The following is a 15,910-nucleotide window of genomic DNA, read 5'->3' on the forward strand; positions in this document are numbered from 1 at the left end:
CTTTATTCTATCCGATACATACATAAGAATGGTTTACTGTCTGTGCACTGCATACGGGGAGTATACACTTTTGAACTGGAGGCGGCCTCGCATTCCTATCAAATGGATACCAAGAAGAAAAGGCGCTCCTATCAAGATATTCACCGTACTTATGATGATCTGGTCACTACAATGGTTCGGAAGTACATGTATGGAGATGCGATTGATACGGTGACCAATTATGCTAAATTAGGTACTTTTGTTTTACAATATGAAGAAACCGACTGGGCCTTTTTAAAGCGTCTTGTCTCTCGCTTTGGTTCGGTACTTGTACCGGAGATTACGGCTGCATCACCTAAGATTTTCTTTGGGATGCCAGAAGGCAAGCAGTATAAGGTGGAGCGAGATGTATTTTATAGGGTACGGAAAACATTTCATGATTTAGATAGAGGGAACCTGGGGGAACGTGCTGGTGTGTATGTCACCTATACGATTGATAATCTGCAATACTATGCACTGGGTGACTTGATCACGTTACCCATCGGACAAGGCAAAGAACTGGTTGTTGTTCGGGCAATGACAGAGTTAAAGGACGGTTTACTCCAAACTCGTTATGATCTCCAAGCTGAACAGGATATTCAGTATGATCGGTATGAAAACGATCAAGCTATCGGGATTTCACTCACGGGAACGGTGCTGAAGGTACAACAAGATTTCGTACAACTTCAACTGGAAATTGATCCGAAGCAAGACCTAGCTAAAGCTTGCTGGTTTCCCGTAGCTACCCGTTATGTCGCGGAAGAACATAGTGGCTGGTATGACATGCCTGAAGCTGGGGAACAAGTGGAGCTGTATTTACCTACACACTGTGAACAGGAAGCCTATGTGGCAGATTCCTTGCGACAACATCGCCACGTCAATGGACAGCCAGATGTGAAGGCATGGAGACACGTACAAGGTAGCGGCATAGAAATGTCTGAGCAGGAGCTGATCCTGTCCACTTCCGATGGGTTTTCGATTACACTGCATGATGATACAGGCATCACCGTCAACAGTCCGGGGAATGTACAGATTCAGGGCGGTCATGTAAAGCTGGATGCAGGCCAGGAACTATCACTGGAAGCTGGAACCGCACTATATTTAAAAGGTGGAGCCAGCAGTATGGTGCTAGATGGTGAGACGGACACCAAAGCCCCAGTGATTTATCAGGAAGGTACGGTAAAAGCTCCAGTTTTCGTAGCTGACCTCCCTCCTGTACCTGAGCCTCCATTGATGAATATTAAGGCGTATGAGGCCGCGCAATCTGCTGCAGCCAACGCTTCTTCCAGTAGTGCGACTTCTGCTCCTACGGCAAAGGTTACAAGTCCAGCGGTGCTTCAACAGGCCAATGCTTTACTGGGTACAGTATCCAAGCTATTAGGTTCCATTCCAGCAGTCGGGAAAGTAGCCAATGTGATGTTGAATACATCGGGTGGACTAGCAGGTAAAGTGGCGGCAACGGTTTTACAAGTATCCGCAGCAATCCCTGTCCGAAGCAAAGGAACGCCTACCTTGGGAGCGTCTAAAGAAGCACGCATACATCCCTTAAAACATTGGGCAGGTTTGGCGCTTCAAGGATTGATTACTCAGTATGAGCATGAGCAAGCGAAACAAGCCTATTATAGCAAGTGGATTTTAGGCAAAGTATATACGAGTGCACGTCATGTAGCGCATTCCGGTGGTCCCCTAGAGCTCGTTCAAAACTTGCTGAAAGAATCGAACACTATAGTTTATGCTTATCAGCAAATTCCCACCGAGTTGAGACAACGCTGGAGGGCGAACTACGACAGTTACATGGCTCAACAGCCGCAGCCGAAGCAAGAGGAAGAATCTCAGTCCTGGTGGGATCTTATGGCGGAAGCCCAGTTCCAGAATGCGGAAAACGAAGCCATTATGGCGAAGCAGATGGCGAACGAGTTGGAGTATGCCGCAGATGTGAGTGGAGAAGTTGTATTAGGAGCAGGATCAGCAGTTGTAACAGATTACTCGTATGGATTAATGAATAAGGAATACGCCTCAGATCATCCGAAGGCACGTAAAACAGGTGAAGTGATCGGACATGCCTTAACAACTGTAGCCGGAGCTGTAGAAACGGTTGGTGCTGTGGGGGAAGGATTCTTAGGTGGTTTGATAACGACTACGGGAGTAGGGGCACCCGTAGGTGTACTTGCTATGGCACAATCTGCCTTTATGGGAGTACAAGGAACAACGGTAATGTATACCGGAGCATCTAATAGTGTGGAAAGTACTAAGGATCTTTATCGAATGTCTAAAAGCGAGGGTCCAAATAGTTCAACGCCGTCTAAACCTTCTGGCGGAAAGTCAGGCAAGAGCGAAGGAACACCTGCTTCACAGAAACCGAGCAAACCCAACGAGAATCCGTCCGGGACTAAGGGGACAGGTGACGTTGTTAGTAATATTAAACTTACAGAACCTTCTTTACCAAAGGGTAGTAAACCTAAAGGTAATTATGGAGCAGGAGATTCACATGGAATAAAGAAACAAAATGAAACAGCCGATTTCTTGGCTGACAAAGGTTATGACATTAAGATGTTGGATGAAATTGATGGTGGAAATGGTTATGGGATTAAAGAAGGATCGAATCCAGATTTTTTAATCGAAGGGAAAGTATTCGATTGTTATGCGCCTAAGCCAGATGGTAAGGTACAAAGTATAATAAAAGAAATAGCAGGAAAGACAAAGAACCAATCTGGAAGAATTATTCTTAACTTAGACAACTTTCCAGATGAAAAAATTGCAGAAATTACTGGAACAATTTTAAGGAAAGCAAATCCGAATGGTGATTTAAAAAGACTTGAAGAATTAATTAGTGTTAAAGATGGCACAATTACAAAAGTATTTGGAGGAGAAAAGTGAGATGGACTGTGAATTACTTTTAGTTTCAAATTTAGGACCTGAAGCATTAAAGAGAACAATTTATAACATAGTAAGCGAGACAGTTAAAGATAAAGTAATTAATTACGAAAACTTTTCTCGTCTTAGCTGCAGATATTTCACAATTGATATTGAAACAGAAGATATTACTAGCATTGATTTTTTAAGAGAAGAATACGGTATGAAAATAAATACAGAAATTAGTGTTCAATTGTTTGGGAAAACATTTTATGAAGGACTGGAGGTCTTATTTCAAACTATTGGGAAGATTTTAAAGAGCTTTAATCCTGATATGGTGTTTTTGGAAAATGGTACAGATCAACTATTTAGAAAAGAAAATGATACTGTAATTGTAAACACAAATTTAGACCAGTATCAAAAGAACTATCTATCTAATAGAATAATTGATTCGCTAAAATATCCATATATTGAAAAAGATTTATCTAACTAAAATAAATTTACAATGTCAGTTCAGGAAATTATTAATGAGTCTAATGAAGGTATAGCTAATTATGGACTTCATTCTCACGAAGAGTTTGAAAAGTATATAGCTAAACAAAAGTATCCGAGTGAAAATGTATTTTGTGTGCTATTAAAAGGTATAGATTATAAAGCATTGATTATTTCAGAGGGAACAAGCAAGTTTGTTGATTTAAAACATGGTTTATATATGCTTGATAGAGAGTATGCTATCTTCATTTATTAGAGAACAGAATTAAGGTTTAAAAAATGGTAAATTGTTACAAGTCGAAGATTTTATTAAATTCAAATCAGAGCTTTCTGAACATAATCCTAGTAATCTAAAAAAATGAATTTATTCTAAGTAACCTCCCCCAGTAGTTCTGAGCATCACAATACGCCAAATTGTGGATTTTCCATGCCATGATTCGCCTCCATTTGAAAAACCCGCTCATAAAGTGGGTTTTTGCTTTTTAGTAGGATCGATTGCGGACTAAGTATATTCCAACTCTACAAACCCCCATTATCCAAACCGCTTGATAAAATCACTTGCATTAAGGGAGCGGCCTTTCCAAGTCATAATAACTACTTTTACTCTGAGCAAGGAAGGTTTCAATTCGATCCATTGTCCGTTCCGATATCAATCTCCTTCTCCATATTAATTTCAGAAATATACATTGAAAATAACACATGGGATGGTTCTTTCTGTAAACAAACTCTCTATTCTGGCCGATACATACATAAGATGGGTTATTGTTAAATATGCCCTTTTGCTTTTATATTTTGAATTAAATACTTATCTTTTTTACGAAGAAGGGACTAACCCTATGAGCTATATGGACGATCATATTTTAAGTCTAAAAAATAGGCTTAATTATGATGTTGCATCTAATAACGTAAATACGAGTCTTTCTCAAACTGCTATATCTGATCAGGATCAATCCGTGTCTGGAAAAAGTATGGCGTTGCGGTTAGGTGATGAGTTCATTGCGTTGGAATGGAGAATGATTTTGGACGGACAATTGGAGGTAAGCGTCCCAAAATCTTTTAGCTTGATGCCACTGGAGCAGGCCAAATTTAAGTATCCATCAGAGTATCGTCCAGAGGTCATTTATACCTCGGAGGATGGAACGGTGAATATCACTTTTAATCGGACAGAATCATTTTTGGCGGACGAGGAGCTTTCTGAGTTTGTGGAGCAAATGGCGGACACTTTGCGAGCTGTACAACCAATCCGTAACTGGTTGGGCACTCAAGTGATCGTAAATCAGTCTGGTCTATCCATTGGCATGATCCGTTTTATAGCTGCAGGCGTGGATACGAATTTGTACAACGAAATCCTGCTGTTCACCCATGCAGGACAGGTGATGATGGGAACGTTTAACTGTACGGAATCGGACATGGAGGTATGGATACCTGTAGCGGAAAATACAGTGCAGTCGCTTCATGCAGTTTCATTGCCCTTACAAACTACGCTTGAGAAAGGAGCGGATTCGCTATGAGTCTGGGCTACGATAATATCCAAATCCATCCCTACGAGCTGGTTGAGTTGGAGCAGCTTACCCTCACGAAGAAAATCAACGAGCATACTCGGCTCTATTTTACAGGGATCATCCCGGAAGACATGCAGGACAGCTATGTGGAAACGACGGAAAAGAACACGGTGATTGAGGTGAGCCAACGCAATGAATCGGGTGAAAGTAAGCCGCTATTCAGCGGGATTGCGCTCTCGGTCGAAGTGAAGGTTGTGCGGGATGTGTACTATCTGGAGGTAGAGGCCATCTCCCATACTTATCGGATGGATATCCAGCAACGCACCCGTTCTTTTCAATATACCAAAATGACGATTCCCCAGATGCTGGAGCAGATTGGTAAGGATTATGAAGGGTTGGATGTGATTGATGGAGCGACAGGTGGAGAGCCTATCGGACGGATTGCCATCCAGTATCAGGAGACGGATTGGGCTTTTTTAAGACGCATGGCTTCTCGCTATCATACGAGCCTGATGCCTGTGGCGCGTTTTGACAGTCCTAAATTTTATTTTGGCATTGAAGACAGCCCTGCACAGGCCGTGCTAGATCATACCCGTTATACAGTACGCAAGCAGATGCTGCCTTTTCGCTACTTTCAGGAAAATGAGCAGGCGAAGGTGAACGAAAATGATTTTATTTTTTATGAGGTGGAGACAGACGAGGTGCTGGATCTGGGCGCTCAGTTGACCTTTCAGGGACACAGTTTGTATGTTATTGAGGCTTATACAGAGATGAGGCAAGGGCTGTTGCGGCATCAATATGTGCTTGCCTCGTACAAAGGCTTACGGCAGAAAGGCTATTATCAGGAAAATCTGGCGGGTGCTTCATTAGGCGGGGTGGTCGTAGACGTACGTCAGGATCAGGTACGTATCCATCTGGACTGCGACGAGAAGCAGGCGGTCGATCAGGCGCATTGGTTCAACTATTCGACGGTGTATAGCGGTGGGGGACATACAGGATGGTATGTGATGCCGGAAGAAGGGGACCCGGTTTCACTCTATTTTCCGGGCAGTCGTGAAGAGGATGGGGTAGCAGGCAGTGCAGTCCGACGTGCAGACAGAGGAAGCGGGCATAACAAGCTTTCCAATCCGCAGATGAAAATATGGCGAACACCTCATGGAAAAGAAATTCGTTTGGGACCGGATGAACTGGTCGTGACGGGTAAAGATGGTGCTATTTTTATCAAGCTGGACGATAAGGAAGGCATTCATATTATGAGCAATAAACAGGTAAGTATCTCGGCGGGTGGTAATCTGAGCTTGTCGGCTGGGAAAACGATGAATTTGTCGGCAGGCAGCGAGCTGCGTATGGATTGCAATGGCAGTCATATTCAATTGAGTGGATCAGCGGATATGAAGGGCAGTGAAGTGAAGTCGAATTAGGCTGTAGGGCAGCGGACGAATGGCATCAGCCTGTAGATATGAGTATATGAAGAGCTTTGGGTGGTGGTTGAGTACAAATGGAGAAGCCTATGGATGAGTTAGAACCGCAATGGCAAGCCATTTTGAATCAGGCGTGGTTTCTCATCCGCAGAGACTGGGCACTGAAGTTCAAGGGGACGCAGGAGCAACGGATTCAGGCCTGTGTCGAAGAGTTTCGGGGATATTGCCAGCACATTCGGCAAGAGCAGCTTCAAGGAAGAAAAGGAAGGATCGGTTATATCACGTACTCTATGCTACGTACCATGTGGCTGGAAGAACGGCCTGGTTATCTCGTAGAGATTTCCGATGCCTTATGGATGCTTGATCCGCAGCCGATCCGATTTGAATGGGATACAAGCTGGACATATTCCTACTGGACCGATTTGCAGCGACAATTGCGAGGGGAGGTAGAGAAGCAGCATGTTTCTCTATCGGAGCTTGAATGGGAGCAGATAATGTTGGAGGCAGCAGTACACATTCATGCGCTCGTTGTGAATGCGTTGCGTTTGGCGATGAAACAGGCGGTGTGCTTGCCGGAGTTTCAAGAGCTGGAGCGAGATGAGACGTTCGAGATTCGTGTGGGGGAATATATGGATCATAGTGTGTCGGTATATCGAGAAGATCGCAGAGCCATGGGGGCGAATGAGATTCGGTCATGGTTGGAGGAAAGAGAAGAACATGCGTACAGCTATCAGGCGTTGACCCAAGTTGAACTATCGGATGGGGATTACAGCCTGTTGGATTTACGTTATACAGCCTTTCGCCAAATCAGAATGGAACACAGCCGTCTGCATGGTTGTATCCTGGTAGGAACGGTGTGGCAGGAAAGTCAGCTAAATGGAATCGATTTGACATACAGCGTACTTCATGGAGCCAATTTTAGCGGATGCTCGTTGAAAGAGGCCATATTGGATGTCGTTATAGGTAACGCCGGATATGGATCAGATGCTTCACTAGATTGGGAGCCATTGGGTTTTGCTGGCGTAGATTTCACAGGGGCGAGCTTGCAGGGGGCCCGTTTTCAAGATGCACAGTTGCGGGGAGCCATATTTCAAGAGGCGTTACTACAAAAAGCGTCCTTGGACGGGGCAGACCTCACGGATGCCTGCTTTGTTGGAGCAGATGTGACAGGTGCATCCTTTAAAGGGGCTTGCCTGATCGGGACTGATTTTACGGGTGCAAACGTACAAGGAGTCATTTTAACCGATGAACAGCGTAGAGGAGCCATTGGTTTGGAGTGGTCTACACAGGTCAGGGATGCTGCTAGTAAAAGGGGGTGGCTGCACTGAGATGTTTTCGACTGATGGTAGACGAGCGGGTAAAGCATCGGGTGGAGCCTGCTGCGCTGTCTCCTTTGCAAGTAGAAGATATCCTGACGGAGGCCGAGGGACAGCAACAGCAGGATGAACCTCTTTTTTTGGCTGTACATACCGATCCACGAACAGTGTACCCGGATTTTTTGGAATTTCCCCTACCACTGGTGTCCGATCGGATGAAAGTATTATTGGAGAAATATATGCCGGAACTGAAGTGGAAAGCAGCCATCCTTACCGATTTCCAGCAGGCCAGACAGGAGGTATACTGGGTGCTTCGTCCGCCGATGGTGGACTGTTTGTCCGCACAAACGGAATGGTACCTCAATGGTACGTTGAAGCGTTTGCTACTGAGACAGGGGGAGATAGAGCCTCCTGTTTTTCGGATTGAGGGACTGATCGAACCTTATATCTATATCCATTTGGCTGTGGCAGAAAGCCTGCTGCGCCGATCTTTTACAGGTATTCGAGTGCTAAGAGTCGAGATAGAAGCACTAAGGAGGATGGGGTAAGTGGGAGAAGCCCAGGTGAGACCGGGAACGGGTGCAAAAAAAAGCTATGTCGTGGCAGGAGCGATCTTAAGTTGTAGTTATGGCACACAACCTACCCGTTTGAAGAGACCTTTTAGCCATGGAGTCTACGTAAAAAACAAAGCACAAATGAACATTGGAGATTACGTTCCAGGAGTGAACATTCAGTCTTTTGGAAATTGCTCCAGTCCCTTAAATCCAGCTGTGCAGGCTAGTGAGATGGTAGACATCTATGGCGTGAAGAAGGCTCCGTGTGTTCCAGTCCTGACCATGCCGTGGCTGAATGGGAAAAGTGATGTGAAGATCGAAGGACAGCCGGCTTTGACACAAAACTGTACCCATCAATGTCTGTATTGTGGTCATATTCAAATTGAAAATGATGGACAGGAGCTGGACTAAGGGTCTGTTTCAAAGCTGTTAGGTTTCGAATTGTATTCGGGACGTGTATACAGTTGAACTGAAGGCTGCTTCGCATTCGTATCCGATGGATATCCAGATAAAGAAGCGATCTTATCAGGATATCCATCGTACCTACGATGGTCTGGTCACTGCAATAGTACGTTTAAAATACAAGTAATATCAGTATGGAGATGGCCTTGATATTATGGGGGTGAGAAGCAACTCAAGAGTTCATCATCTTCTTCTCTTTGTAATAAAGTATTGACAAGAATAAAAATATATTATATCTTTATATCGAGATAAATAAATTAAAGATAAAAACAAACAGAAAATTTTGCATAGGGAGGTATACACATGATTGCGATTTTAGAAAGAATTAATCAGTTGGCAAACAAAGCAAAAGAAGTTGGGTTAACTGAAATTGAAAAAACGGAGCAAATGGATCTTCGCAAGGAATACCTTCAAATCTTTCGGGGATCTGTACAAAGTATTCTCTTGAACGCTACGATTTACGATCCAAATGGTGATGATGTAACTCCTGAAAAACTTAGAAGAGAGCAGGCTAAAATCGTTAAACCATGAATTTAGCTTTGCTAAATATCTCTAATTTAAAAATCTTTAAATAATAAATATAATATGGAGCGTGATTTTATGTTGGCGAGTGGATTGTTGTTGATACGTTTGGTAGTAGGATTGCTATTTGTGGGGCACGGGGCTCAGAAGCTTTTTGGCTGGTTTGGCGGTTATGGTCCAAAAGGTACCGGTGGTTGGATGGAATCAATCGGGATCAAGCCCGGAGTATTGATGGCCGTGGCTGCTGGGTTGATGGAATTGCTGGGAGGAGCTCTATTTGCTGTAGGACTGCTTACTCCACTGGCTGCACTGTTGATTACGATGACGATGCTTGGAGCGATTGTCAAAGTACATGGTCAAAACGGGATCTGGGCCACCGCTAATGGCTATGAATATCCGCTGGTTCTTATTGCTGTCGTAGTCGGTATTGCGTTGATAGGCGCAGGTCCATACTCCATTGATGCAATACTTCATTAATACATGAACTAAGTCATTATAAATTACCAATGATAAAAATAAGGATTTCTACAATTAAAAGGAGGATTTTATATGTCACTTCAAACTGCAGGTATTCATCATATTACAGCTTTTGCTGGTAATCCGCAGGCAAATGTCGATTTCTATGCAGGTATTCTTGGACTTCGGTTAGTGAAGAAAACGATCAACTTCGATGCTCCTGAGGTTTACCACTTGTATTTTGGTAACGAGGCAGGAAGTCCTGGAACGATTATTACTTTTTTCCCGGCACCAGGAACTCCCAAAGGGCGAGTCGGAGGCGGTCAGGTGGGCATAACCTCGTATGTGGTACCGCCAGGTTCACTTGATTTTTGGCAGCACCGTTTGCAAAGCTTTGGTATTGAAGTTACGAAAACAAGCCGTTTTAATGAACAGTATCTTCAATTCGAGGATAATGAGAGCCTGCGTCTTGAGCTTGTTGAACGTGCAGAAGGAGCGAACAGTACTTGGTCTTACGATGGCATTTCGGCTGATAATGCCATTAAAGGGTTCGGAGGCGCCGTACTATTTAGCGTCAATCCACAGAAAACGATGTATGCATTGGAGAGCATACTCGGATTTACGAAAATCGACGAAGACGTCGAATATGCTCGTTATCAGTCCGCTGGAGAAATCGGCAACATTGTGGATGTTCCGCTGGTCAAAATGGGCTTAGGCTTTGGTGGAGCAGGCACGGTACATCACATTGCATGGCGCGCAAAAGATTTCGAGCAACATGAAGAGTGGAGAAGCACAGTCCAGCATTATGGCTATCAGCCGACCCCAATCATCGACCGCCAATATTTTAATGCAATATATTTCAGAGAAGCGGGCGGCATACTATTTGAAATTGCTACAGATCCACCGGGATTTGCTAACGATGAACCTGCGGAATCTTTGGGGCAGAAATTAATGCTACCAGAGTGGTATGAACCGCAGCGGGCTCAGATCGAGGCAAACCTGCATCCTATTGAAGTGAGAACATTAACAGATAAACAAAAGTAAATGAAATGGCTGCTGTTTTGCATCCAGATGAAGTCACGTAATCCACAATCTCATTCGATTGTGGATTTTTCATTTGATAGATTACTCCCTGAAAATAAAATCCTCCGCAATTAACCTATATTTATGATTTGACTAATCTAATATACGACATTATCTATCCAAGACAGAACCTGCTTCCAGGTATATATCTCATGACCTTCCGCCCTCTTGTTATTACACCAGCTTTTCAGACTTTACTAACATTTCTCGTAACACATGAGCGACTCGGCTTTTCCGGTTCTCAGCTTTCCTTTGTATCGCTCGTAATGATTGTTGGTATGCTGGGGTGTTGTTGTGATAATAAAACTGCTTGGCAGCAATGCGTAGTGTCCTTCTCAACAACATAGCTGATGAACGTGTTAACCTGGAACGGAGTCCCCTGCGCAATACTCGCAGCGTATTTTTGTAGGTCTCAAAATCCTCGGATGGAGGAATCAGAGCAAATAAATTTAACGAGGAGTCATTGAACCCGTAAGTTTCATACATGATTCTTAGATTTTCCGTATTTAAAACGTTACCTCTAAGATGGGTTGGATGCTCCTGATGATACCCGACCACCTCTTTGATGCAATAAAAAGGGATTTTTAAGCGATGCAGTCTATAGCCAAGATCCCAGTCTTCGAGTCCGTACAGCACAAACCGTTCATTGAAACCTCCAATACGAATTAAGTGGTTGCGTCTGATGGCCACACAACGAGTTACTAGCATCATCCAGGGAGCTACGTCCGTTGAGGCAAATTGTTTCTGCGTATTGGGAGGAACCCTTGTGGGGCTAACGACTTTAGACAGTGCACCCGTTTGATGAAGGACATCATCAGGGGTGATGATTGGAACAATTTCATTCGCTGTTTCAAAGTCAGGATTCCATAAGCCGGATTGTGTAAGTATGCTCCGACAATGTTCTTTTTCTTCCACAGAAAAATCAGGGTGATAGTGGGTAAATGCATCGTCCCACGAGTGCGGAATGCCTGAAAGCACAGATTTGGGATACTTGCGGTGATAACGGCTCACGGTTTTAATGAAATGAGGCAGCACCAAAAAGTCAGCGTCACAGAAAATGATGTATAGCCCTTTTGCTCGGCGCAGTCCCAAATTTCGAACGGCAGATCGACCGCGTTGTTCAGGGTGTGACACATAGATAAGAGGATAGGATGCTTTGAAGCCTTCGACCATTTCTTTCGTTCCGTCTGTAGAACCATCATCAGCTACAATGACTTCGAATAGTTGCTTCGGGTAGGTTTGTGATTCAAATGAAGCGAGTGTGAGCAACAGCTGCTGGGCGCGATTATAGGTTGGAATGATGACGCTGTAGCGGATAGCCAATGTGATCTCCCCCCCACCATTCTAATTAGACAACCTTTGAACGAGATAAATAATAACAATGTATTCAAGGATTTTAGCCTGGTCTAGTCAAACAACCCACAAAGTTCGAAACAGGCTTGGTCCTATGCGGATGTTAATGTGGGAGTGCTGTATTTTTTGCTGATTTGCAGATATGTTTCAGTGGTGTGATGTATATGTCATGGTAGCATTATGCATAAGGATGTAAAGTAGAAGGGACACAAACAAACATGAGATGAAATGGGCTTGTTTATGGTAAACTATATGGAGTTATAGAAGACCTGAAAGAGGAGTACTATATGACACAATTTGTCTATAAGCAAATTATTGACGATCTTAAAATGAAAATTTTCGCTGGAAAGTTTGCAGATATGAGATTGCCAGATGAACGTAGTCTTAGTGAGACTTACCAGGTTAGTCGTAGTTCCATTAAACGTGCTCTGACTAAAATGGAGAGTGTCGGAATTATTTTCAAAAAACAAGGTTCCGGGACATTTATTAATCCCTTATACATAAGAAATGAATCTATCTTTAACTACGAGGGCTCTAATCTAGGAGTTACTGATAATTTTCAAATGCATGGCAAAAAGCCAAAAATCAAAGTATTGAGTTTTGAGGTCATTCCACCGACAGAAGAACTACAGCGCGATTTGTTCTTGGACACTCATGATTTTGTTTATAAAATCGTTCGCTTGCGTCTGTTTGATGATGATCCATTTATGATCGAAACGGGCTATATCCCCATTAAAATTGTCCAGGATTTAAATCAGACCATTATTGAGGGTTCCATTTTTAATTATTTGGAGGACTCACGGAACCTGGCCGTCACCAAATCCTTTTTATCTATTTTTGCAGAACCGTCTGAAGAGAATGATCAAAAGCTACTGCAATTGAAAGAAAATGAACCCGTAGGCATTATGGAGGGTGTTTTCTTTTTGGATAACGGTACCCCATTTGAATTTTCGCATATGCGATTTCACTACAAATATTTGAAATTTAATACCTTTGTATCGGTACACTAATGAAAAGACTGGAGAATTCTCCGGTCTTTTTTTTATAGTTTTGAAAAAGGATTAGAGTCTGCAAACTTTTCATTTATCACAAATTTTATTGGTTTATCCTGCTATATATTTTAATGTAAGAGCTTTTTTACTGTCTTTTTAATTTATATTTCATAGTATGTTCAAAATTTCACAAAATTGGACCGTATCACTTGTGAGAAAGGTTGAATTAATTCAGTGTAGCGTTATGATGTACATGTAGATGAAATTTCCGGAAATAAATTACAAACAAAATTACTAGGGAGTGGACACCATGGCTTTATCACCCGTGTTAGAAGATTACTCGTCTAAAACATATTTGGAAAAACTTGATGCATACTGGCGTGCAACGAACTACATTTCAGTAGGTCAGCTTTATTTAAAAGACAATCCTTTGTTGAGAGAACCTTTGAAAGATTCGGATGTAAAGGTTAAGCCTATTGGACACTGGGGCACGATTCCAGGCCAAAACTTTATTTATGCTCATCTTAATCGTGTTATTAATAAATATGATTTGAACATGCTTTACATTGAAGGTCCTGGTCACGGCGGCCAGGTTATGGTTTCAAATTCATATCTTGATGGAAGCTACACTGAAATCTATCCACAAATCACTCAAGATATCCCAGGCATGAAGAAACTGTTCAAACAATTTTCGTTCCCTGGCGGTATTGCTTCGCATGCTGCTCCTGAAACACCTGGATCTATCCATGAAGGTGGAGAGCTGGGCTATTCCCTTTCTCATGGTGTAGGTGCTATTTTAGATAATCCGAATCTGATTTCGGCTGTTGTTATTGGGGATGGTGAAGCCGAAACGGGACCATTAGCCGCTTCGTGGTTCTCTAACAGATTTATCAATCCAATCACGGATGGCGCAGTGCTTCCAATCTTACACTTAAATGGCTTCAAAATTAGTAACCCAACGATTATGTCTCGCCAATCGAAAGAAGAGTTAACCTCGTTCTTTAAAGGTTTAGGTTGGGAACCTTTTTTTGTTGAAGGTGAAGACCCTGATCACATGCATCCAGAAATGGCGAAAGTATTGGATACTGCCATCGAGAAGATCGAAGCTATCCAGAAGAATGCGCGTGAAAATAATGACCTTACTCGTCCGGCGTGGCCAGTACTTATCTTCCGTTCACCTAAAGGCTGGACGGGTCCAAAGGAATGGGACGGAGTGCCGAATACAAATTCGTTCCGTGCCCATCAGGTTCCAATTCCGGTTGATCAAAAAAATATGCAGCACGCGCCTGCTTTATTAGAATGGCTGAATAGCTATAGACCAGAGGAATTATTTGACGAAAACGGTCGTTTAAAAGCTGAGATTGCTGATATTTTGCCTACAGGCGATAAACGAATGGGAATGAACCCTGTTGCGAATGCAGGTCACCTTATTAAAGACTTGAAATTGCCAGATTTCCGCAACTATGCGCTAGATAACTCCACGCCTGGTAAAGTGATTGCGCAAGATATGTCGGTTTTGGGCAAATACGTTAAAGATGTGGTTGTATTAAATGAAGAGAATCGCAATTTCAGAATCTTCGGACCTGACGAAACGATGTCTAACCGCTTGGCTCCTGTTTTTGAAGTAACCAAACGCCAATGGATGGATCAAATTATTGAACCTAATGATGAATTCTTGTCATCGTATGGTCGTGTCATTGATTCCCAGTTATCCGAGCACCAAGCTGAAGGATTGCTGGAAGGTTACGTGTTAACAGGTCGTCATGGTTTCTTTGCAAGTTACGAAGCCTTCCTGCGTGTGGTTGACTCGATGATCACTCAACACTTCAAATGGCTGCGTAAAGCAACGGATCAAGGATGGCGTGCAGACATCCCATCATTGAATGTTGTAGCTACTTCAACGGTCTTCCAACAGGATCATAATGGGTATACACACCAAGATCCAGGTTTGTTAGGTCATTTGGCTGATAAGAAACCAGAATTTATTCGTGAGTATCTGCCAGCTGACGCCAACTCTCTGCTAGCTGTTTTTGACACCATTTTAAATGACCGTCAAAAGATCAATCTGGTTGTTTCGTCCAAACACCCACGTCCACAATGGTTCTCTGCTGATGAAGCGAAAGAATTGGTAGACAAAGGATTGAAGATTATTGACTGGGCAAGTACAGATCAAGGTGGAGAGCCTGATATTGTCATCGCTTCTGCTGGTACAGAGCCAACGATTGAAAGCTTAGCTGCAATCTCGATCTTGCATAAAAAACTGCCTGACTTGAAGATTCGCTACATCAACGTAGTAGACTTACTGAAGTTGAGAAGCCAAAAGTTAGATCCTCGTGGATTATCTGACGCTGAGTTTGATCAATTTTTCACAAAAGACAAGCCAGTCGTATTCGCTTTCCATGGTTACGAAGGTCTGATCAAAGACCTGTTCTTTGATCGTCACAACCATAACCTGCATGTACATGGTTACCGTGAAAATGGCGATATTACAACACCATTTGATATGCGTGTATTGAATCAAATGGATCGTTTTGACTTGGTGAAAGAAGCTGTTCTAAACTTACCTGACGCTGGAAAGTACGCGAATATTGCGGATGAAATGGATGCAATGGTTAAGAAACATCATCAATTCATTCGTGAAGAAGGCATTGACTTGCCAGAGGTAGAGAACTGGGTATGGGAAGGTCTAAAATAAAAAGTACAGTACATGTACTTTTCAGCTTTATGTTGGACAGCCAAGCAGTCAAGCATGAGCTGGAATATATGATTTGGTAGTAGTATAGAAGTGCCTGACCCCTTGACTTCAAGTATGATTTCAACGGGGATCAGGCACTTTTTGATGTAGCACACTGAGAATTTAATAGGGAAGTCACGAGCAAGTGGGTA

Annotated in this window: 13 protein-coding genes and 1 pseudogene; 13 read left to right on the forward strand and 1 reads right to left on the reverse strand. The window is 43.0% G+C overall.

All coding sequences use genetic code 11. From position 1 onward, the window contains the following. Nucleotides 1-36 precede the first annotated feature (36 nt). The 11 genes and pseudogenes from ACH59B_RS01085 to ACH59B_RS01135 all read left to right on the forward strand — a co-directional run. Nucleotides 37-2,895: pseudogene (locus ACH59B_RS01085) on the forward strand (hypothetical protein); the annotation flags it as partial. 1 nt (nt 2,896) lies between these two features. After that, the gene (locus ACH59B_RS01090; RefSeq protein ID WP_025363702.1) at nt 2,897-3,364 is read left to right on the forward strand and encodes a hypothetical protein; all 468 of its coding nucleotides are present in this window, start codon (nt 2,897-2,899) and stop codon (nt 3,362-3,364) included. Nucleotides 3,365-3,376: 12 nt separating this feature from the next. Beyond that, the gene (locus ACH59B_RS01095; protein ID WP_025363703.1) at nt 3,377-3,619 is read left to right on the forward strand and encodes a hypothetical protein; all 243 of its coding nucleotides are present in this window, start codon (nt 3,377-3,379) and stop codon (nt 3,617-3,619) included. 580 nt (nt 3,620-4,199) lie between these two features. Next, the gene (locus ACH59B_RS01100) at nt 4,200-4,874 is read left to right on the forward strand and encodes a hypothetical protein (RefSeq protein WP_016820132.1); all 675 of its coding nucleotides are present in this window, start codon (nt 4,200-4,202) and stop codon (nt 4,872-4,874) included. After that, complete coding sequence (locus tag ACH59B_RS01105) at nt 4,871-6,286, forward strand: contractile injection system protein, VgrG/Pvc8 family (RefSeq protein ID WP_016820133.1); 1,416 nt, start codon at nt 4,871-4,873, stop codon at nt 6,284-6,286. Before ACH59B_RS01100 ends, ACH59B_RS01105 begins: the two co-directional genes overlap by 4 nt. A gap of 77 nt (nt 6,287-6,363) precedes the next feature. Next, nucleotides 6,364-7,614, forward strand: a complete 1,251-nt coding sequence (locus tag ACH59B_RS01110) for a pentapeptide repeat-containing protein (RefSeq protein ID WP_016820134.1) — start codon at nt 6,364-6,366, stop codon at nt 7,612-7,614. Between the two features lie 14 nt (nt 7,615-7,628). Continuing rightward, nucleotides 7,629-8,150 carry a hypothetical protein gene (locus ACH59B_RS01115; RefSeq protein WP_016820135.1) on the forward strand — a complete coding sequence of 174 codons (522 nt, stop codon included), beginning with the start codon at nt 7,629-7,631 and terminating at the stop codon, nt 8,148-8,150. Continuing rightward, nucleotides 8,151-8,567, forward strand: coding sequence for a DUF4280 domain-containing protein (locus ACH59B_RS01120; protein WP_016820136.1), 417 nt, complete (start codon nt 8,151-8,153; stop codon nt 8,565-8,567). Between the two features lie 354 nt (nt 8,568-8,921). Then, nucleotides 8,922-9,149, forward strand: coding sequence for a DUF896 domain-containing protein (locus tag ACH59B_RS01125; RefSeq protein ID WP_016820137.1), 228 nt, complete (start codon nt 8,922-8,924; stop codon nt 9,147-9,149). Between the two features lie 69 nt (nt 9,150-9,218). Continuing rightward, the gene (locus tag ACH59B_RS01130; RefSeq protein WP_016820138.1) at nt 9,219-9,617 is read left to right on the forward strand and encodes a DoxX family protein; all 399 of its coding nucleotides are present in this window, start codon (nt 9,219-9,221) and stop codon (nt 9,615-9,617) included. Between the two features lie 72 nt (nt 9,618-9,689). Next, nucleotides 9,690-10,640 (forward strand): ring-cleaving dioxygenase, encoded by a 951-nt coding sequence (locus tag ACH59B_RS01135; RefSeq protein WP_016820139.1) that lies wholly within the window; start codon nt 9,690-9,692, stop codon nt 10,638-10,640. A 213-nt stretch (nt 10,641-10,853) separates the two neighbouring features. Here the strand turns inward: ACH59B_RS01135 and ACH59B_RS01140 are convergent, their stop codons facing one another. Continuing rightward, nucleotides 10,854-12,002 (reverse strand): glycosyltransferase, encoded by a 1,149-nt coding sequence (locus ACH59B_RS01140; RefSeq protein WP_016820140.1) that lies wholly within the window; start codon nt 12,000-12,002, stop codon nt 10,854-10,856. A 317-nt stretch (nt 12,003-12,319) separates the two neighbouring features. On the opposite strand from ACH59B_RS01140, the gene ACH59B_RS01145 reads away from it, so the two are divergent. Further along, nucleotides 12,320-13,042 (forward strand): GntR family transcriptional regulator, encoded by a 723-nt coding sequence (locus ACH59B_RS01145; protein WP_016820141.1) that lies wholly within the window; start codon nt 12,320-12,322, stop codon nt 13,040-13,042. Between the two features lie 292 nt (nt 13,043-13,334). Then, nucleotides 13,335-15,719, forward strand: coding sequence for a phosphoketolase (locus tag ACH59B_RS01150; protein WP_045244942.1), 2,385 nt, complete (start codon nt 13,335-13,337; stop codon nt 15,717-15,719). Nucleotides 15,720-15,910 lie beyond the last annotated feature (191 nt).

It is taken from the genome of Paenibacillus sp. DP01 (genome assembly GCF_044784315.1).
Lineage (GTDB): Bacteria > Bacillota > Bacilli > Paenibacillales > Paenibacillaceae > Paenibacillus > Paenibacillus polymyxa.

What these genes read in the sequence shown, in the direction of transcription:
- ACH59B_RS01090 (WP_025363702.1), top strand. Translation starts at nt 2,897, where the DNA reads ATGGACTGTGAATTACTTTTAGTTTCAAATTTAGGACCTGAAGCATTA.
- ACH59B_RS01095 (WP_025363703.1), top strand. Translation starts at nt 3,377, where the DNA reads ATGTCAGTTCAGGAAATTATTAATGAGTCTAATGAAGGTATAGCTAAT.
- ACH59B_RS01100 (WP_016820132.1), top strand. Translation starts at nt 4,200, where the DNA reads ATGAGCTATATGGACGATCATATTTTAAGTCTAAAAAATAGGCTTAAT.
- ACH59B_RS01105 (WP_016820133.1), top strand. Translation starts at nt 4,871, where the DNA reads ATGAGTCTGGGCTACGATAATATCCAAATCCATCCCTACGAGCTGGTT.
- ACH59B_RS01110 (WP_016820134.1), top strand. Translation starts at nt 6,364, where the DNA reads ATGGAGAAGCCTATGGATGAGTTAGAACCGCAATGGCAAGCCATTTTG.
- ACH59B_RS01115 (WP_016820135.1), top strand. Translation starts at nt 7,629, where the DNA reads ATGGTAGACGAGCGGGTAAAGCATCGGGTGGAGCCTGCTGCGCTGTCT.
- ACH59B_RS01125 (WP_016820137.1), top strand. Translation starts at nt 8,922, where the DNA reads ATGATTGCGATTTTAGAAAGAATTAATCAGTTGGCAAACAAAGCAAAA.
- ACH59B_RS01130 (WP_016820138.1), top strand. Translation starts at nt 9,219, where the DNA reads ATGTTGGCGAGTGGATTGTTGTTGATACGTTTGGTAGTAGGATTGCTA.
- ACH59B_RS01135 (WP_016820139.1), top strand. Translation starts at nt 9,690, where the DNA reads ATGTCACTTCAAACTGCAGGTATTCATCATATTACAGCTTTTGCTGGT.
- ACH59B_RS01145 (WP_016820141.1), top strand. Translation starts at nt 12,320, where the DNA reads ATGACACAATTTGTCTATAAGCAAATTATTGACGATCTTAAAATGAAA.
- ACH59B_RS01150 (WP_045244942.1), top strand. Translation starts at nt 13,335, where the DNA reads ATGGCTTTATCACCCGTGTTAGAAGATTACTCGTCTAAAACATATTTG.